Below are 18,751 nucleotides of genomic sequence, written 5' to 3' on the forward strand. Positions count from 1 at the left end.
GCTCTCGGCGTGCCGGCCGCAAGCGCTCGTACTGGACGTACTTGAGCTTTCGGCCGGTGCGGCGAGAGTGCGTGCCGGGCGTCGCGACGGGGCGAACGTTGCCTGACGCGGCACTAGAGGGGAATCGGCGCGATGTCGCACTCGATCCGCTGGTGCAGCCGGGCCGCCACCAGCCACGGGTGGTCCGGGCCGAGCACCCGGGTCATGCCCTCCACGGCGTCGGCGTTGAGCTCGTCGGCCTCCTGGATCCGGCCGAGCCCGCGCAGATCCAGTGCCAGGTTCGCCCGGCAGGAGAGAGTGAGTGGGTGGTCGGGGCCGCAGGTGGCGACGAACTTCGGCAGGTTCTGCTCGTCGATCGCGCGGGCCGCGTCGAAGTCCAGCTTGGCGTAGTGGTTGTTCGCCAGCCCCAGGACGGCGGTCAGCGTGAAGGAGTGCATCTCGCCGAGGGTCTCCCGGAACATGCCGGTGGACTCCAGGTCCAGGGCCTCGGCTTTCTCGACCTCGCCGAGGGCGCGCAGTGTCGCCGCCAGATTCGTCATCGTGATGAGGGTGAAGGCGTGCTGCGGGCCCAGGGTCGCCCGGTAGCGCTCCAGGGTCTGCAGGCCCAGCTCGCGGGAGGCCGTGAAGTCCCCGCGCAGCCGCCGGTCGACGGTGGCGTTCGCGGCGCAGGCCAAGGTGTCCGGGTACTGGGCACCGTAGCGGAGGTCGAACCGCGCCAAGGTCTCCTCGGTGAGGTCCGAGGCCTCCTGGAGAGCGGCGTCCCGGCGGCGGCACACGGCCAGGTTGCGGGCGGCGCGGATGGTGGCCGCGTTGTCCTCGCCGAAGACCGTGCGGTAGATCCGGTACGTCTCCTCCTGCATGACCCGGGCGGCCGGGTAGTCGCCGCTCTCGCGGATGTCGATCGCCAGGCCGTTCATCGTGTTCAGCGTCAGGCCGTTGGCGGTGCCGTAGAGGATCTCCCACTGCCGGGCGGTCTCCTCGTCCAGCTCCCGGGCCGCCGCGAACTGACCGCACGCCCGCAAGGTCACGCCGTAACTGTGGGCGGCGAGCAGGGTGGCGGGCTCCTCCGGGCCGATCAGGTCACGGGCCCGGCTGTCGGCCTCCTCGTCCAGTGCGCGGGCGGCGTAGAAGTCTCCCTTGTAGCGCAGGGCGCCGGCCATCTGCGTCATGGAGTCGATCAGGTCCTCCTCGGGAACCGAATCCCGCCGCGAGATCTCCAGCACCTTGCGGAACAGCTCCAGAGCCTGCGTGACGCCGCCCGTCTGGAGCAGCAGGAAGCCCAGGAGCTTGCCCATCACCAGGACCTGTGCGTCCTCCTCGCCGGACCGGGCGGTCCACGTCTGCCACGCTTCCTGGGCGACCTCGACACCGGTTTCGTGCGCGCCCCAGTAGTAGAGGTAGAGCACCATGGACTTGATCAGTTCGCGGCCCCACAGGTCGGAGGTGCGGACCGCGCCGCTCGCCATCACGTGCGGAAGCAGAGCCTGGTACGCCGGCCACTGGTCGGGTGAGTTGGGGGCTCCTGGCGTGGCGGTGGCCAGCAGCAGGTGTGCCGAGCGCCGCAGCTCCTCGGTCCGGCTCTCGTCGAGCCCGGCGGCGAGCACCGCCTGCATCAGACGGTGGATGTGCAGAGTGCCGTTCTTGTGGTCCAGCTTGATGAGCGACAGCTTGCTGAGGTCGCGGGTGGCCCGGGCCAGCAGCACCGGGTCGCGCAGCACCGGGTCCAGTTCCGGGGTGATGTCGACGTTACGGGTGCCGCGCAGGATGCTCAGGGGGATCGGCTCCGGAGCCATGCAGGCGCAGATCTCCAGGAGCTGGCGGGCAGCCGGGTTGGTGTTGGCCAACTGGTCCAGGGAGATGTTCCACGCGGCGGCGACCGAGACCGGGTAGTCCGGCGACGGGTCGAGCTCCAGGATGCCGGGGCGGCGCTGGTCCAGCAGGTCCAGGTACTGACTGACCGGCATGCCGGTGGCGGCGTGCCAGGCGCCGGCCTGTTCGATCGCGAGCGGTAGGTCGCCCAGGGCCTCGGCGAGGCGGTTGGCGTCCCCGTGGCTGAGGTCGCGGGCCCGGCGCTGGAGCAGGGCGATGCTCTCTTCGCGCTCGAAGACGTTGACGGTCAGGGGGGAGGCGACCCGCTCCCAGTCGCGGTTGCGGGAGGTGACGATGATCTTGCCGGGGCCGCCGGTGGGGAAGTAGCCGCGGACCGTCTCGATGTCCTCGGCGTTGTCGAAGACCAGCAGCCAGTTGTCGTGCGGTCGTCCGGTGCGCAGCGCCTCCCGGACGGCGGGCACCGCGGTGTTGGCCTGCGGGCCGACCTCCAGGTCCAGGGCGCGGGCGAGGTCGACGAGGGCGCCGAGGATGAGGTTCTCCCGCTCCGCGGGGATCCACCAGATGACGTTGTACTCGTGACTGTGCCGGTAGATGTACTCGATGGCCAGCTGTGACTTGCCGACGCCCCCCATGCCATGGAGGGCGTGCGGGAGCACCGCGGCCGTCTCGTCCGACCGCAGGTGTTCCTCGACGGCCGCCAGAAGGCTTTCCCGGCCGGTGAAGTTGGGGTTCTTCGGCGGGACGTTCCCCATGACCCTCGGCTGGCCGGAGCGGACGAAGAGGGTTTGGGACTTGGTGTCCATGATCGGTTCAGCCTTCCGGACTACGGGGTCTGAGGGGTCGGTGGTGGTCGGCACAGGTTCTCCAGGGGACGCGTCGTCGTTCGCGGGGACGGGGATCTCCTGGGGAGGTATGCCCTCTCTCGGAATGTCGGGTGCGCCGGGTGGGCCGGAGCCGCCCGCCGTGATGACAGGGGGGTCCGTACCGACGCTGCCGGGCCCGGCCCCGCCCGGCCCGGCGCCGACGGAGGCCAGGACCCGGTCGGCGCGCCGGGCGTACGGGCCTGAGAGGGCCTTGAGCACGGCCAGTTCGACGCGCAGCCACGGCCGGTTGGCGGCCGTCGCCTCCGGCAGGGCGGCGTGTTCGGGGTCCTGCAGCGCGGCCCGCAGCCGTACGCCGCGCCCGCGGGCGCTCGGCAGATCGGCGAACAGGCTCACGGTCCGGGCGAGCTGGCTGCGGCTACCGGTGGCGAGCAGCGCCTCCCTGATGCCCTCGGCGAAGTCGGGGCGGCCGTCCGAGCCCGGGTCTTCCCAGTCGATCAGCCCGCCCATCAGCAGCTCGGCCACGTGCCCGGGACCGGCCTCCGGCACCGCCCGGTCACGCAGCTCCTCGATCAGCTCGAACTCGAAGGGCAGGGCGGCAAGATGGGTGGCGAGCCGGCGCGCGGTCGGTGTGGCCAGCGAGAAGAACCGGCGAACCGCGGCCTCGGCGGCCTCCGCGGAGCCGGGTCCGTCCGTCCGCGGCGGCCGCAGCCCCGGCGTCGGCCGGCCGTCGGCCAGCGTCCCGGCGAGCAGGAAGGGCAGCGTCCGGCGCACGCCGAGATCCCCGGCCACCAGCTCGGCCCAGGCAGTGAACGACTCCGGTTTCAGGCTCAGCACGGGCACGGGGACGACGGGCTTGCCCTCCGCCCCCCAGGGCGGCTCCCCGGCGGGGTCCTCGTACGCGGGGCCGTGGCCGATCCGGGTGTTCGGCGCGCCGAAACCGCCCGCCTCCAGCTCCGCGCGGTACGGCGCGGCGGAGGAGCGGTGCCACAGGTAGGTGGGCAGCAGGTTCACCAGTGCCGTGGGCCCGTTGCGCGCCAACCGCATCAGCAGGTCGTCCGCCGCCGGTCCGGCCCAGCCGTGCGCGAGCCCGTCGGTGACGAGCAGGTGCACCCGGGAGCCGCGGGCGTCGATGACTTCCGCCGGATCGCCGGTCCCCTCCCCGGGCCAGCGCAGCCGGGCCCTGCCGTTCGCGGGTAACTCCAGCCGGGCTGTGCGCACGTCCCGGAACGCGCCGCTGCGGGCCGCCTCCACCGCGATCGCGGAGATCCGCTGCTGCCAGATCTGCATGGTCGGTGCCGCGTCGACGAGCAGTACGAGGTCGAACGCCTTCTCGGTGGCCGGCCGCAGGTACGGCACCCAGAGGTTGTCGGAGATGCCGTACCGGGCGGTGCGTTCCTCGTCCAGCTCCTTGCGGTGGCGGGCGGGCAGGCTGCGGCTGAGCAGGTGAAGCGCCTTTGCCAGGCGTAACGGCGCCGGTCTGCGGGCCCGCCGGGTGGCGGGGAGGACGGGCACGGCGCGGGTGGCGTCGGCCTCGGTCTCCCGGAGGCTCGCCGGACCGTCCTCGCCCGAACGGTCGAACGGGGAGGGGAGCGTGACGAGGGATCCGGTGGCGCTGTTTGCGCCCGGTACCGCCTCGGTCTGCGACGGGCCGCCGGGCGCGCTCGGGGGCGGGGTCACGTCACCGGCCTGCTCCGGGTCGAGTTCCGGTGCGCCCTTCGAGTCCTCCGGGTCTTCCTCCGGGGCGTCTTCCGTGGGAGGGCACTGCTCCCCGGCCGCCGGCGCCGCGGCCCGACGGGCCGCCGCGAGCCAGACCCCGTCGGCGATCTCCCGCCAGGTCGGACCGTCGCCGGAGGGACCGTCCGTCCCGGTACGGGCGTCGGGTGCGCGCTCCCTGGGAGTGCCGTCCATCAGCGGCCTTTCGCGAGGTCGCGCAACAGCAGTTCAATGAGCTTACGCCCGTCGGCGTCCGCCTGGAAACCACCCGCTGTGGTCATATGGACGGCATTGAGCAACTGGTCGACCGACTGTGTGCCCCCGGTACGCACCCGCCGCTCGAAGTCGTCGATCAGTGCGTCCACCGCTTCTGGCCTGCTCCGCAGGTGGCTGACCACGATCGAGACGAGCTGTTCGCGGCTGGGCGGGCGCATCTCCAGCGGCAGACAGCGGCGTCGGAAGGCGGCCGGAAACTCCCGTTCGCCGTTGCTGGTGATCACCACGAGCGGGAACTCCAGGCACTCGACCCGGCCACCGACGATCTCGGCCCGGCCGTCCGGGTCGTCCGTGAACACGTCGACCGTCGGCAGGGCGCTGCGGATCAGCTCCGGGACCGTGTAGCTCCCGTTCTCCAGGACGTGGAGCAGGTCGTTGGGCAGGTCGATGTCGCTCTTGTCGAGCTCGTCGATCAGCAGGACGCGGGGACGGGGGTAGGCGAGCAGGGCGGTGCCGACGGGGCCGAGGGTGACGAAGTCGCCCAGGTAGGGCGCGGGTTCCGGACGGGGCCCGGCGGCGGGCGGGGCGGCAGGTGTCGAGGGTGTGGGCGAGGCGGCCGTAGGCGGGCCGGAGTCCAGGATGGTCGGGGCCGGCCGGTCGGCGCCCGCCCGCCAGGCCGCGATGGCCTGGGCCCGGCCGATGGAGTCGTACTCGTACAGCCCATCGCGCAGCGTGGTCCGACTCACGATGCTCCACTGGAGCACCCGGCCGAGGCCCAGTTCGCGGGCGACCAGATGGGCGAGGGTCGACTTGCCCACCCCGGGCGGCCCGGACACCAGCAGCGGACGGCGCAGCAGTAGCGCGGCGTTGACGGTGTCGATCTCCTCGTCCCGCAGTCCGGGCCGGGCGTCGTGCGCACCCAGACGGCGGTGCAGGGCACGGTCGTCGTCGGCGGGGGCGGGCTGGAGGGGCGCGCCCAGGAACTGCCGCCAGGGCGGGGCGGGCGGGATCGCCGGCGGGTCACCGGCCGGCGCCGCTCCGGTCGCGTGGAAGACGCGCCATGATCCGCCCGGCGCGGTACCGGTGGTGCCGCCGGCGGCCGGGGCGGTGTCGTGCTCCGGCTTCTGCTCGTACTCGGTCACGCCGGTACCTCCTCGCAGTCGATGAGCCGAAACGGGTCATCGTAGAAGAACGCCACATGACGGCCGGGGAGTTGCATTCCGTTCATTTCGGTCTCGGCCTTCATGCGCAGCCGGTGGATGGTGCCGGGCAGCTGGGTCGTGGGGTAGCCGACGAGCATGTCGAGCGGGGCGCCCAGCGCCTGCAGCGCGGGGTCCCGGCGGTCCCAGAGCGCCACGCCGATGCCCTCGGAGATGGCCGCCTTGAGCGGTTCCAGTGCCTGCCCCTCCAGGGCGGGGGCGCTGAGCGTCACCGCCGTCAGGTGCTGGTCCGCGACCAGCTTGTTGCGCCAGATGCGCAGCCCCGTCGTGGTCGGATCGGCACCCGTCCAGGAGTGCGGGCGGGCTGCGCTGGCCGCCCGCAGGGCCTGCCAGCGCAGCCGCCAGCGGCGCAGCTGGGCCGGGTCGCGGGTACGCATCCGCTCCAGGCTGCGCAGGTGGACGTAGTAGCGCAGCCCTATGGGGACCGGCTCGTCCTCGCCCGCCTCGGGCAGCCCCAGACCCGCCACGTCGTGGTTGAGCATGCTGTACGGCAGGACGAACTCGATGTGGATCGGGCTCGGGTCCTGGCCGGCACGGTCCGCGTCTGCCCAGTGCTCCTCACCGCGCCGGACGGCCCGCTCCACAAACGTGCCCAGGGTCGACGGCGTGGCCCGCTCGAGGGCGCCCGAGACCGGGGCCCAGTGGCCGGCCGTCCGGTTGACCCAGTGCCGCACGTAGATGTCGGGTGAACCGTCGAGGGCGGGATCCACCATGACGATCAGACAGCGGGGAACGTCCCCGTCGGACGGGCCCGTGGTGCCCGGCCGGCCCGGGGCGCCCAGCCGCTCGCGCCGCCGGCGCAGCGCCTCCTCGGTCCCGGCTCCCGCGCCGGACGCCCAGGCCTCGCACCACTCCCGCAGCCGGCGTCGCCGCTCGCTGTCCTGCGGCACCAGCTCGGCGACGCACTCCAGCAGGACCACGGCGGGCGGCAGTCCGCCGGCCTGGGCGTTGAGGTCGAGCAGGTGGTCGAAGAGCTGGCCGGGCGTGAGTTGGCCGGGCAGGTCCAGCTGCAGCTCCCGACTCAGCCGGTCTTGCAACTCGCCCGCATCGAACCCCGTGTGCCCGGCGAGCAGTGCCCGGGCCGCCTTGACGTCCCTGTCCTCGAATACCCCGAGCAGGGGCAGCGCCGAGGAGGGCTCGGGGTCCCAGGCTCGGAGCACCCGCTCCCGCACACGCCCGGCGACGTCACTGCCCTCGTGGAGCTCGACGGCGTAGAGGAGCGCGTCCACGCCGGTCTCCACGTCCTCTTGGTCCCGTAACACCGCCTGCACGAGGGCGACCGTATCGTTCCGGGCATTCATGCCGGGCAGATCCATGGCTCTTTCGAGGTATCCACCGACACTCTGCCCGAACAACAGCCGCTCGCGAGGGTCCCGGACGCAGTCCAGCGCACTCAGCTCGTCCACGAGCGCCATCCGCAAGCGCGCCCTCTCCCCAACGCCCAACCGCACCGCCACGTTCCCCACCCCCGACCATCCCCCAGAAGTCGGCACGAGCACCCTCGCTGATCCGCGAAATTATCACGGGGCCTTCTTTGCCACCAGAAGAACTGATCAATCCCCTGGGAACGTCCCACATGAAATCCGGCGCTTGGCCGGCACCCTGACGACCCGCAGAAGTGCGCGGTCCGGGTTCGGCCGTCCCGGACCGGCGGGGGATCCAAAGCGAGCCGAGGGGGCGGGTCAGGCGGACCGCCACCGTCCAGGGGCGCTGATACTCCAGGAGGCCCAGGCGCACAGGTCCGTGCCGCGCCTCGAGCGCCGCGGCCGCCGCTGGGGAGTTGCGAGTCCGGTGGCCTGGTACGAACGCCGGCTCGACCACATGCGGGACGGCAGGGACAACCGCGCCCTGGTCTGAACTCCCCGCCGGTCTTCGCGAGCGCCCCCTGGGCCCCCGGGGGCCGGCCCTCTCGTACGGGCGCCGGGCAGGGACCCGGGGTGGCGGCCCCGACCGGCAGAAGTAGGCCGGACCTACTTCTGCCGGTGGAAGCGCATGGTCCGGCCCGCGTCCGCCGTGTTGGCTCGACGTGGACGGACGGCCGCGGCCGGCCCGCCGGGCATGACCGTGCCCCGGGCGGCCCACACCGCCGTCCGGCAACCGGCGCCGCACGCCCGCTCCGGTTCCGACGACCGTCTTGACCCAGGGGAACGACATGTTTGCAAGAGGCTTCCGCGTGCTGCGAAGGCTGTCCCTACCCGTCCTCGCGCTGGTCTTCCTGGCCGCGATGCTGCCCACCCCGACGACGGCGGTGGCGGCGTCCGGGAGCAAGTACGGAGACGCCCGCCTTGACCAGTGGTCCTCGCTGACCACGCACAACTCCTACGCGGACTCGGGGGCTTTGCCGCCGCGGAACCAGTCGCGCAGCATCTCCAAGCAGCTCGACGACGGCGTGCGCGGGCTGATGATCGACACCTATGACATCGCCTACGACGCGGAGGGCAATCACGACGTGATGATGTGCCACTCCACGTTCAAGTGCTTCGGAACCTTCAGCGGCGGACTCATCACGGTGGTGGAATTCCTCAAGGCCCACCCGGAGGAAGTGGTCACCATCTTCCTGGAGAACTACGCCAGCCGCGCGACGCTCACGGAGGCGGTCTCCAGCGTGCTGGAGGGTGAGAACGCCAAGGACCTGCTGTTCTCGCCCAATCAGTACGACATCGACAAGCGGAACTGGCCGCGGCTGCGCGACATGGTCTCCGACAACCGCCGCCTGGTGGTCCTCCAGGACAAGTGGGGAGAGGACGTCCCGGTCAAGTCCGGTGACGGGAGCAAGGAATACGGGCGCCTGATGTACACCTGGGCACGCACGGTGGAGACGCTCTACGACTACGACGGCCGGCCGAGCGGCTGCGCCTCGCGCAACAGCAACCCGGTGGGGCAGAACCCCATGCCCGGCACGGCCCTGACGCCGCTGTTCACGATGAACCAGTTCGACTCGAGCGTGTTGAACCCGGAGGCCAAGGCGCCGGGCGACAACGGCTCGGCCCTGAAGAACCGCATCGACAAGGACTGCCGTCCCGCCGCGGGCCGTTACCCGAACTACGTCGCGGTGAACTTCTACGAGAAGAGCGACTCCGGCAGCACCACCCCGATGTCCGTGGTCAACGAACTCAACCGCAACGCCCACGTCTTCCCGCCGCACCCGGCGCTGTGGACCGTCACCCCGAACAAGCAGTTCATCGGGCAGACCTACGAGACCACAGCCCCGAACCGCTGCATGGTGCGGGGCGAGGACTTCCCCGACGGCTCGGGCGGCGTGATGACGCAGCGGGCCTGCGCGAGCCCGGCGCCGAGCAGTCAGCAGTGGACGGTCCCGCTGCCGCCCTACGACAGCCAGAACTACTACTGGATCAAGGCGGGCAACGGCTACTGCCTCACCGTCCCGTGGAACCTGGGCGTTCCGCCCGGCAACGGCATGCAGCTGTTCTGGTGGCCGTGCGAGAGCCGGTGGGCCTCGGACAACCAGCTCTGGGAGGTCATGCCGGCAGAGCAATACGGTGGGCGACGCGCCACCTACTTCATCAACCGGTGGACCGGCAAGTGCCTGACCCTGGACCCCGCGACGACCGGCGGCAAGGCCGGCAAGGTCACCCAGGACGTCTGCCCGACCCGCTGACGGAACCCGACACCAGCCCGGCCGACCAATCGGCCGGGCTCTCGTCATGCTTTCCGCATGGGGGAGATCGCCTCACTCGTGTGTGGCGTAAGGCCGACCCGGCAGTCACCGGGCCGGCCTTACGCCTCGTCAGGTGCCCGGGCAACGCCGAGGGAGCCGTGGCGGGGAGTGCGTGTCAGGGGAGCCGGAGGGCGAACCTGTCGAAGATGTCCCCCACTTCGATCCACCCGACCTGATTGCAGACCTGACTCGTGCCGACGCCAGAACAGCCGAATCCCGCGACGACCATGCCGTTCAGCTCCCGCGAGTCCGCGTTGTTGATGGTGATCACGGGACCGCCGCTGTCGCCGGGCCGGGCGACCGTGCTGCTGTTGTTCGGGGTGCTGGCGCTTCCCCCAGACGTAGGCGCCGTTGTTGACCCAGGTCGCGTTGCCGGCGTACGCGGTGCGGATGTTGCAGACCACCTTGGAGGTGTAGCCCAGCTGGCAGGTGTAGTCACCGACCGCCGCGTTGCGCACGCCGTTGAGGTAGCGCGTGTACCCCTGCGCGTCGACGCCGTCCCACGTGTAGCGGCTCGTCGGCGTCTCGATGAACGCCGAGTCGAGGTCGTCCAGCTTGGCTCCGACCGTGCCGACGCGGTTGCCGCCGGCGGTGTAGACGGTCTCGCCGAGCCCATAGCAGTGGCCCGCGGTGACGAGCCACTGGCGGCTGTCCACGGTGCTGGTGGCCGGGACGCCGCTGGTGCAGTGGGCGAAAGAGCCGTTCGCGGGCCCGAGTGCGGCCCCCGCGTAGAACGGCGCCGAGTCGTTCCAGCGGCTCAGCGGCACCGCGGGGGGTGACTGACGGAGGCTGATGGGGGTGGTCCGGGCTGCCGCGAGTCTCCAGCCCAGCCTGCCGGTGTCGAGCTCGAAACCGCCTGATGCCTCGGTGGGGAAGAGCGCGCGCAGTTCATCGACCGTCAGTGCCATGGAAACCCTCGCATGTGGACACATCGTCACCGGCTGGTGAAGGCGGCCTTATGGCAACAGAGAGTGACATTTGATCCTTCGGTGATGAGGAGAGCTGATATCGAGCCGTCAAGGCCTAAAGCCACCAAGACGGAGCGATGGCGAAATTGCCCTGCGAGAGGGACACCTCAGCTCCTGCAGGCCACCGGTTGACTACGCACCGGAGCCGCCCGCCGCAGTACGCACCGTGGCTGCAACGAGAGCAGCACCTCATGCGCGCGCCCCACCGAACCGCCTCCTGCTCCCCGGACGACCTGGCCGAACAACGCTGCGGCATTCGATGTGCCCCGGCCGAACCGCTGCGCAAAGCGGCCCGCGGCCGTCAGCAGGGGCGGGAGGGGCCCGACCGTCTCGCGTGGCGGTGCGTTCGTGGTTCGGACACTGTGGATGTACAGGCGTCGGAAGGTGAACGCGACGGACAGGCAGGATGGGGGTGCCTGCCTGCGCTGCGAACGGGGTCGGGACGGCGATCACCCAGAACCCGTCCTGATACCGGTACGACGCCGGCGCCGGGCCCGGGTGGTGTGGACATCGGCCACGTCTCGGCATGTGCCCGACCGGCCCCGCGCGGGGGCCGTCCGGCCCATGCGCGCCGGCCTCCACGAGGTCAGGCTGGCGGTGACCGATACCCGACCAGAGAGGAAGGGAGGGCGACGTCATGAAGGCACTCGTCTTCCACGGCCCGGGACAGACCTCCTGGCAGGACGTTCCGGATCCGGGCATCAAGGACGCCGCCGACGCGGTGGTCCGCGTCGACGCGGTCACCATCTGCGGTACCGACCTGCACATCATCAAGGGCGACGTGCCCGAGGTGACCCCGGGCCGCATCCTGGGCCACGAGGCGGTCGGCACCGTCGTCGAGATCGGCGGCGACGTCCGCAGCGTCCGGCCGGGCGACCGGGTGCTGATCTCCTGCATCTCGTCCTGTGGCCGCTGCCGGTTCTGCCGGGAAGGCCACTACGGCCAGTGCCGCGGAGGCGGCGGCTGGGTGTTGGGCCACACCATCGACGGCACGCAGGCCGAGTACGTCCGCGTGCCCTTCGCGGACCTGTCCGTGCACCCGCTGCCCAGCGCCGTCGACAGCCACGACGCCGTACTGCTCGCCGACATCTTCCCCACCTCCTACGAGGTGGGCGTCCTGAACGGCAAGGTCCGGCCCGGCGACACGGTCGTCGTGGTCGGCGCCGGCCCCATCGGCCTGGCCGCCATCGCCACCGCGCAGCTCTACAGCCCCGGCCGGATCATCGCCGTCGACCTCGCCGAGTCCCGGCTGGCAGCGGGCCGCGCCCTGGGTGCGGACGCAACAGCGCGCGCGGACGAGGAGCCCGAGAGGCTCGTCGAGGACCTCACGGACGGGCTCGGCGCCGACGTCGTCATGGAGGCGGTCGGCGTGCCGGAAGCCTTCGAGATGTGCACGCGGATGGTTCGCCCCGGCGGGCACGTCGCCAACATCGGCGTCCACGGCAAGCCGGCGACCCTCCACCTCGAGGACCTGTGGATCAAGGACGTCACCCTCACCACCGGGCTCGTCGACACCTACTCGACGCCGATGCTCCTGAAGATGATGGCCGCAGGCCGGCTCCCCGCCGCCTCGCTGGTCACCCACCGCTTCGAGCTCGGGCAGATGGAGGAGGCGTATGACGTCTTCTCCCGCGCGGCCGAGACCGGAGCCCTCAAGGTGGCGCTGGGCGGCCCTCAGCACAACACCGTGAGCACACAGACCTCGGGGAAGTGAACATCATGCCCAGAACGTCACCGAAGCCCGCTCAGGAAGTCGGACACACGGACCTCGGGCGGCGGATCGCCGCCCGGCGCATGGAACTCGGGCTCACCCGTGAACAGGTGGGCGACCGCTGTGGGACGGACGCCTCGTACATCGCCTACCTGGAAGAGCGGGCCGCCAACCCCAGCGCCGGTTCGCTCGTACGCCTCGCCGACTCGCTCGGGACGACCGTTGCCGAACTGACCGGCGCCACCACCGATCAACCGCCCGGCCGCGGTACCGCCTGGCTGGACTCCGAACTCGTCCCGCTCAGCGAGGCGGAGTGTGGTCGGCTGCTGTCGACGCACGGCATCGGCCGGGTTGCGATCTTTACCGCGGAAGGCCCCGGAATCTTCCCGGTCAACTACGTCGTCGCCGGGAACGACATCGCCTTCCGGACCTCCGGTGACGCGCTACTCGCCCGTGCCGCCGGCACCGAGGTGGCATTCGAGGTCGACCACATCGACGACGCGATGAAGCAAGGCTGGAGCGTGATGGCCGTCGGCGAAGTCGTCGGCGTCACCGACGGCGAAGCCCTTCAACGGCTGGACGCCATCGCGCGCTCCCTGCCCTGGGCGGGCGGACAGCGTACGCACTGGATGTCGGTCACTCCCGTCCGGATCACCGGCCGCCGCGTGGGGCGCAAGTGACGTCGATCCGGGCCGTCGTCTTCGACACCGACGGGGTCCTGCTCGATTCCACGGTGCTCCACGCGACCGCTTGGAAGGCCGCCTTCGACGGCTGCCTCGACGCGTGGGCATCCGATGGCACGACGCAGCGACCCTTCGATGCCGATCGCGAATACCGGGAGCTGGTCGACGGGAAGGCCCGCTACGACGGGGCCCGTGCCTTCCTGAGCGCCCGGGGGATCGATCTGCCACCGGGTGAGCGCGCGGACACGTCGGGCTGCCGCACGGTCTGGGCCGTGGCCGCGCGCAAGGAACAGATCTTCACCGAGAACCTCAGCTCCCGGGCCGTCGACGCGTTCGCCGATGTCCGCCCGGCCCTCAACGAGCTGAAGGCCCGAGGCGCGCGGTGTGCAGCGGTGTCCGCGTCCCGGCACGCCCGCGCACTGCTGGAGTCCGCCGCCCTGGCGGATCTCTTCGACGCGCTGGTGGACGGAAAGGACGCGGCGCGGCTCGGCCTGGCCGGCAAGCCCGATCCCGCGCTCTTCCTCGAAGCGGCCGGGCGTCTGGGCACCGCCCCCGCGGACACGGCGGTCGTGGAGGACGCGATCGCCGGGGTCGAGGCAGGGAGCCGGGGCGGCTTCGGCCTGGTCGTCGGCATCGACCGGTCACCCGATGCGCACACGGCCGACTCCCTGCGCGCAGGAGGGGCGGACCTCGTGCTGTCCGACCTCGGCGCACTGCCCGCCGTACTCCGCGGGCACGCACCATGACGACCTCGTGGGCCTGGGAGTTCGGCAGGTACGACCCCAAAACGGAACGGGTCGTCGAAAGCCTGTGCACCCTCGGCAACGGGCGGTTCGCCACGCGGGGATCGGCGCCCGAGACCGTGGCCGACGCGGTCCACTCCCCGGGGACCTACCTCGCAGGCTGCTACAACCGTCTCGTCTCGACCGTGGGAGGCGCACAGGTCACCAACGAGGACATGGTCCGGCTCCCCGACTGGACGGCGTTGCGTTACCGCTGTCTGCCGGAGGGCGGACCGCCGGGCGACTGGCTGACACCCGACGACTCCACCTTGCGCCACGGCAGGGTCTCCCTCGACCTGCGCGGTGGCACTCTGACGCGCCGCATGCTCTTCCAGGACTCGCACGGCCGTCGGCTGGGTGTCACGCACACGCGGCTCGTTCACATGGGCGACCCGTACCTGGCCGCGCAGCGCACCGTCTTCCACGCCTACGGCTGGCGCGGCGCCCTCATGGTCGAATCGGTCCTCGACGGAGCCATCGCGAATACCGGTGTCGAGCGCTACCGCGACCTCGCCGGCCGCCATCTCGCCGACCACCACGTCGGTGTCGAGCCGGAAGACGTCGCATGGCTGGGCTGTACGACGACCTCGTCCCGGATCCGGATCGGACTCGCCGTACGCGTCTCCTCGCGCCCCCTCGGCCCCGTGGCGGTGTCCTGCACCGGCACGTCCGCAGTCCAGACGCTCAGGCTGCCGATCTCCCGGGGAAGACCCGTCGTGGTGGTGAAGACCGCCGCCCTGCGGACGTCGCTCGACCGGCCCACAGCAGAGCCCCTGCAAGGGGCCGTCGACCATGCGTCGCGAGCACCGCGTTTTCCCGTACTGCTCACCACGCATCAGGCTGCTTGGGAACGACTCTGGGCCGATGGGGAGTTGGAAGTTCCCGGAGAGACGGGGCGCATCCTGCGCCTGCACGCCTTCCATCTCCTCCAGACGCTCTCCCCGTTCACCACCGAGCTCGACGTGGGCGTGCCGGCCCGGGGACTGCACGGAGAGGCCTACCGGGGGCACGTCTTCTGGGACGAGCTCTTCGTCCTGCCCTACGTCACCCTGCACTTCCCGGACGTTGCCCGCTCCCTGCTCACGTACCGGTACCGCCGCCTGCCCCCGGCGCGCGACGCCGCGCGCCGGGCGGGTTTCTCGGGCGCCATGTTCCCCTGGCAGAGCGGAAGTTCCGGCCAAGAGGAGACGCAGACGCTGCATCTGAACCCCCGCTCCGGCAGATGGCTGCCCGACCACTCGCAGCTGCAGCGGCACGTCGGATCGGCCATCGCATGGAACGTCTGGCGCTACGGCCAGACCACCGGCGACACCGGGTTCACGCACGGGCCCGGCGCCGAACTCCTGCTGCACATCGCCCACTACTGGGCCAGCGCCGCCGCGTACGACCCCGAAGAACGGCGCTACCGGATCCGTGGCGTCCTGGGCCCCGACGAATACCACGACGCCTACCCGGACGCCGCCACGCCAGGGATCGACGACAACGCCTACACCAACGTCACCGCAGCCTGGGTACTCGCCCGCGCCCTCGACCTGTTCGGCGAACTGCCGCCCGCCCGCCGCAGTGAACTGATCACGGTGCTGGGCCTCGGCATCGATGACCTCGACCGGTGGCAGGAGGTCTCACGCCGACTGTACGTGCCGTTCCACGACGGAGTCATCAGCCAGTTCGAAGGCTACGGGGACCTGGCCGAACTCGACTGGGACGCCTACCGCGCCCGCTACCACGGCATCCGCCGCCTCGACCGCATCCTCGAAGCCGAGGGGGACACGGTCAACCGTTACCAGGCATCCAAACAGGCCGACACCCTCATGCTCGGCTATCTCTTCCGACCTGCCGAGCTGTACGAGATCTTCGCCCGGCTCGGCTACCCCCTCGATGCCGACATCTGGCGTGCGACCGTCTCCTACTACCTCGCCCGGACCAGCCACGGCTCGACGCTCAGCAGTCTCGTACACGGCTGGGTCCTCGCCCGGCAGAAGGGCGAGGACGCCTGGTCGCTCTGCCAGGAGGCCCTGCTGAGCGATGTCACCGACATCCAGGGCGGCACGACGGGCGAGGGCATCCACCTGGGTGCCATGGGCGGCACCCTCGACCTCGTCGAGCGCGTCGTCGCCGGGCTGGAGGCCTGTGCGGACGGACTCCGTGTGGACCCCGTTCCGCTCGGTGACGTACCGCGCTCGACCTTCACTTTCTGCTACCGGGGGCACCGGGGTATCCGTGTCCGATTCCTGCCGGGCCGGTTCGGGATCTCCGTGCCCGCTTCGCGGTGCGACCCCGTACACCTCGTGCTGCCGGGCGGCCGAAGGGCGAGCGTGGCCCCGGGGCAGCAGTGCTGGTTCCGCCTGCCGCCGAGCCAGGGCCCGCAGCCACGCCCGACGAGAGTGGCCCCACCGGCGAAGTGAAGCAGCACGCGGATGCGTAGGGCCGAATGGCTCCCGCACGACCCCATGAGACCCATGCGAAGGCTCCCTCTCCCACGGGAGCGTGGAGGCAGCGGAGGTGCAGTGCCTCCCGCGCGGAGCACACTGAGAGCACAGAGAAGAAGGACCACTCGGAGTTCCGCCGCGGATCCCTCCGGCCGAAGCGGACAGCCACCAGTGGGAACGGAGAGTCGTCATGACGCAGAAGAGCGTGCTCGTGGCCCACTGCAGCAAGCGCGGCGCGCCGGCCGACACCGCCGCTGCGCACTGAGCGAATCGGCACCGTTGCAGCGCGGAGGTGCGGCATGTTCCACCGAAGCTCGTCCGGACCAGGACACAGGGGTTCGCAGGACGGCCCCACGAGCAGGCGGCGCAGGCATGATGCGGAGGCCAACCCGCTCCGGCGGGCGACGGACCGTACGCGCAGTCGCTGGCTCCTCGTCTTCGTGCTGTCGTGCGTCCTCGCCGTGGCCTGTGGGGTCGAGGTGGGACTCACCGCCATGGACAACGGGCTCCGCGCGGCCGCGGAGCAGGCACGACACCGACACCTGGTGAAGGCGACCACCGTCGGCGAAACCACGCGGCACATCCCGACCCGGGCCAACGCCGCAACCACAACAGCTCCTGCGCAGTGGCAGTTTCCCCCCGCCTCCCGCCACACGTCTGCCCTCCCCGTCCCGGCCGGGACGCCCGTGGGGCACACGGTTGCGCTGTGGGTCGACGATACCGGCGAGGCAGCCTCGGCTCCCCGGGGCCGGACCGAGCTGGCTTCGGACGCCGTCGCCGCCGGGGCAGCCGGCGCGGGCCTGATCACGCTCGCGGCCGCGGGCGTCGTCTTCCTGCGGCTCCGCCGCGTCGAAGCGCGCAACCTCGCCCAGTGGGAGCGCGACTGGGAACGCGTGGAACCGGGCTGGTCCGGGCGACTGCGCCCGGGGCGGGAGGCCGACGATGACTGAGGCTCCCACGCGCCCGAAGGCCGCCGGGTTCGGCGCAACCGACTCCATACCCCTCACCGACTCCGGGAGACCCGCCATGTCTCACACCACTGAATGGAAGGTCCGGCTCTTCCTGTTCGAAGAGGACCGCACCACCAAGGCCCGACTGGAACTCGACACCGGTACCACCAAGGTCACCGGACACGGCACTGCTCGGTGCAACCCGCAGGACAGCGACGTTCCGGAGATCGGTGACGAACTGGCCGCGGCCCGGGCCATGGAGGACTTGGCCCTGCAAATGAAGCGCGCCGCGTACGGTGACATCGGTGCCGTCGGCGCGGGGACGCGCTCGCAGGACTCTCTCAGACCGTATGCAGGGTGGTTGAACGCCGCCACCTCGTAGCAGCCACGGACACGACAGGGTCCGCGCCGCTCCGGAACGGTGGGCGGCGCGGACCCTGTCGCCGCGGTCAGATGACGGCGAGAACCTCGTCGACCGGTCTGCGGGGAGTTGCCGGCCCCTGGGGGCCGTAGCCCAGCCGGATGACCATCTGGACGTGCCCCGTCGGCGCGACGGGATCGCGAACCGTCCATCGGAGTTCGGGCCATTCCAGCGGCTGTGAAGTCATGGAGCTGACGAGGCCGTCAGCGGTGGCCTGAAGGAGGACCCGTTCCAGAGCCTGCCCCGCGCGGAGCCAGTCCGTGGGGGTGTCCTCGGACGTGCCGAGCAGCGCGATGTGCGGATGCTTCTCGAAAACGGCCCAGCCGCGGCCGGTCACGGGCCGTGACCGGCCGAAGTCACGGACCGGGGCGGACCTGCCGGAGGGGCGGGGGCCGAACGCGGAGACGGGAATGCCGTCGCTCCGCTCCTGCTCGTCGCCTTCCTCTGATTGCGTCCACGCCGACGTTTCGCCCTGGACCGCCTCGTCCATCTCCTCGCGGTGCTCGGAGTCGCGGACCAGGCCAAGTACGGTCTCGGTGTGCCAGGCATCGGGCACGACCAGACGGCAGCCCTCCAGCAGGGCGGCTGCGCGCAGAGCGTCCAGCAGGGGAGTCTGGATCTCCTCCTCGGTGAACGGGAACCGGCTGGAGTGCCGGCTCCGTACGGCAGGACGGAGCGCGGCCAGATCGCGGTCGGCGTCAGCCGCCGCCTGGAGCCGGATCGTGGCCAGGAACCAAGGGTCGAGCGGGTCGGGAAGCACGTCGACAACGGCCTCGTAGCCTGCTGACGCCGCCGACACGCGCAGGTTGAACAACGCTGCGCCGCAGCCCAGATGGAGCGCGCGGTGGTCGGGGTCGGCCCGCGGCATCGCCCGCTCGGGATCGCCGTGCAGCTCGAGCACCGCCGTGTCCGGCCTGATGACGAACTTCCAGGGCTGGGCGTTGTGCATCGAAGGCGCCGCGACGGCGTCTTCGATGAGGGGGATGACGCTTTCGGGGTCCAAGCGCGGTGCGGACACGGGACGGTTCCTGTCTGTGCTTTCGGTCTCAATCGTGGGCGACGGCGACCGGCGAGGTTGCCGGCGTGGCGGAATCCTCGGGTGCGGGGGCCGGCAGTCCGCCGACCCGCCGCGTGGTGATGCCCGGCGACGGGTGGTCGAGGCGGACCGCCTCGGACGTCTTGCGCAGGATCCCCTCGGCCCAGCGGGCGGCGGCGGTGCTCTCGGGCCTCCCGTCCAGACCCACGGTGATGCGGTGCGTCATGATGTCCGGCTCCTTCGGAACGCGTATCCGGCTCTCCTTACAGGCTCGACCCGACGGTGCCGG

13 protein-coding genes are annotated in these 18,751 nt (G+C 71.3%); 7 read left to right on the forward strand and 6 right to left on the reverse strand.

Annotated features, from left to right (window positions below; all coding sequences use genetic code 11):
• Positions 1-113: 113 nt before the first annotated feature.
• The 3 genes from fxsT to OG299_RS38170 are packed head-to-tail and all read right to left on the reverse strand — an operon-like array spanning position 114 to position 7,218.
• Positions 114-4,562 (reverse strand): FxSxx-COOH system tetratricopeptide repeat protein, encoded by a 4,449-nt coding sequence (gene fxsT, locus OG299_RS38160; protein ID WP_327364104.1) that lies wholly within the window; start codon positions 4,560-4,562, stop codon positions 114-116.
• Entirely contained in the window at positions 4,562-5,725 is a 1,164-nt protein-coding gene (locus tag OG299_RS38165; RefSeq protein ID WP_327364105.1) for an AAA family ATPase, read from the reverse strand. Before OG299_RS38165 ends, fxsT begins: the two co-directional genes overlap by 1 nt.
• On the reverse strand, positions 5,722-7,218 hold the full coding sequence (locus OG299_RS38170; protein ID WP_327364675.1) for a VMAP-C domain-containing protein: 1,497 nt from the start codon (positions 7,216-7,218) through the stop codon (positions 5,722-5,724). Before OG299_RS38170 ends, OG299_RS38165 begins: the two co-directional genes overlap by 4 nt.
• A 737-nt stretch (positions 7,219-7,955) precedes the next feature.
• Here OG299_RS38170 and OG299_RS38175 point away from each other — a divergent pair.
• Positions 7,956-9,422, forward strand: a complete 1,467-nt coding sequence (locus OG299_RS38175; RefSeq protein WP_266636862.1) for a phosphoinositide-specific phospholipase C-related protein — start codon at positions 7,956-7,958, stop codon at positions 9,420-9,422.
• Positions 9,423-9,541: 119 nt separating this feature from the next.
• Here OG299_RS38175 and OG299_RS38180 read toward each other — a convergent pair whose 3' ends face one another.
• On the reverse strand, positions 9,542-10,390 hold the full coding sequence (locus OG299_RS38180) for a chymotrypsin family serine protease (RefSeq protein ID WP_327364106.1): 849 nt from the start codon (positions 10,388-10,390) through the stop codon (positions 9,542-9,544).
• A gap of 697 nt (positions 10,391-11,087) precedes the next feature.
• On the opposite strand from OG299_RS38180, the gene OG299_RS38185 reads away from it, so the two are divergent.
• From OG299_RS38185 to OG299_RS38210, 6 genes are all read left to right on the forward strand, one after another.
• Positions 11,088-12,164: a zinc-dependent alcohol dehydrogenase family protein gene (locus tag OG299_RS38185; RefSeq protein WP_327364107.1), complete on the forward strand. Its 1,077-nt coding sequence runs from the start codon at positions 11,088-11,090 to the stop codon at positions 12,162-12,164.
• Between the two features lie 5 nt (positions 12,165-12,169).
• Complete coding sequence (locus OG299_RS38190; protein WP_266636856.1) at positions 12,170-12,841, forward strand: helix-turn-helix domain-containing protein; 672 nt, start codon at positions 12,170-12,172, stop codon at positions 12,839-12,841.
• Positions 12,838-13,590, forward strand: a complete 753-nt coding sequence (locus tag OG299_RS38195) for an HAD family hydrolase (RefSeq protein ID WP_266636854.1) — start codon at positions 12,838-12,840, stop codon at positions 13,588-13,590. Before OG299_RS38190 ends, OG299_RS38195 begins: the two co-directional genes overlap by 4 nt.
• Positions 13,587-16,031 (forward strand): glycoside hydrolase family 65 protein, encoded by a 2,445-nt coding sequence (locus OG299_RS38200; RefSeq protein ID WP_327364108.1) that lies wholly within the window; start codon positions 13,587-13,589, stop codon positions 16,029-16,031. Before OG299_RS38195 ends, OG299_RS38200 begins: the two co-directional genes overlap by 4 nt.
• Positions 16,032-16,354: 323 nt before the next feature.
• Positions 16,355-17,005 carry an Rv1733c family protein gene (locus OG299_RS38205; protein WP_266636850.1) on the forward strand — a complete coding sequence of 217 codons (651 nt, stop codon included), beginning with the start codon at positions 16,355-16,357 and terminating at the stop codon, positions 17,003-17,005.
• A gap of 76 nt (positions 17,006-17,081) precedes the next feature.
• Positions 17,082-17,387: a DUF1876 domain-containing protein gene (locus OG299_RS38210; protein WP_266636848.1), complete on the forward strand. Its 306-nt coding sequence runs from the start codon at positions 17,082-17,084 to the stop codon at positions 17,385-17,387.
• A gap of 67 nt (positions 17,388-17,454) precedes the next feature.
• Here the strand turns inward: OG299_RS38210 and OG299_RS38215 are convergent, their stop codons facing one another.
• Positions 17,455-18,444, reverse strand: a complete 990-nt coding sequence (locus OG299_RS38215; protein WP_266636846.1) for an Acg family FMN-binding oxidoreductase — start codon at positions 18,442-18,444, stop codon at positions 17,455-17,457.
• Between the two features lie 28 nt (positions 18,445-18,472).
• Positions 18,473-18,688, reverse strand: coding sequence for a hypothetical protein (locus OG299_RS38220; RefSeq protein ID WP_327364109.1), 216 nt, complete (start codon positions 18,686-18,688; stop codon positions 18,473-18,475).
• Positions 18,689-18,751: the final 63 nt, after the last annotated feature.

This window comes from Streptomyces sp. NBC_01296, assembly GCF_035984415.1.
Taxonomy (GTDB): Bacteria; Actinomycetota; Actinomycetes; order Streptomycetales; family Streptomycetaceae; genus Streptomyces.

Bases quoted from the DNA above. Each gene is read 5' to 3' on its own strand.
- fxsT (WP_327364104.1), bottom strand. From the start codon at position 4,562: ATGGACGGCACTCCCAGGGAGCGCGCACCCGACGCCCGTACCGGGACG.
- OG299_RS38170 (WP_327364675.1), bottom strand. From the start codon at position 7,218: ATGGCGCTCGTGGACGAGCTGAGTGCGCTGGACTGCGTCCGGGACCCT.
- OG299_RS38175 (WP_266636862.1), top strand. From the start codon at position 7,956: ATGTTTGCAAGAGGCTTCCGCGTGCTGCGAAGGCTGTCCCTACCCGTC.
- OG299_RS38180 (WP_327364106.1), bottom strand. From the start codon at position 10,390: ATGGCACTGACGGTCGATGAACTGCGCGCGCTCTTCCCCACCGAGGCA.
- OG299_RS38185 (WP_327364107.1), top strand. From the start codon at position 11,088: ATGAAGGCACTCGTCTTCCACGGCCCGGGACAGACCTCCTGGCAGGAC.
- OG299_RS38190 (WP_266636856.1), top strand. From the start codon at position 12,170: ATGCCCAGAACGTCACCGAAGCCCGCTCAGGAAGTCGGACACACGGAC.
- OG299_RS38200 (WP_327364108.1), top strand. From the start codon at position 13,587: ATGACGACCTCGTGGGCCTGGGAGTTCGGCAGGTACGACCCCAAAACG.
- OG299_RS38205 (WP_266636850.1), top strand. From the start codon at position 16,355: ATGTTCCACCGAAGCTCGTCCGGACCAGGACACAGGGGTTCGCAGGAC.
- OG299_RS38210 (WP_266636848.1), top strand. From the start codon at position 17,082: ATGTCTCACACCACTGAATGGAAGGTCCGGCTCTTCCTGTTCGAAGAG.
- OG299_RS38220 (WP_327364109.1), bottom strand. From the start codon at position 18,688: ATGACGCACCGCATCACCGTGGGTCTGGACGGGAGGCCCGAGAGCACC.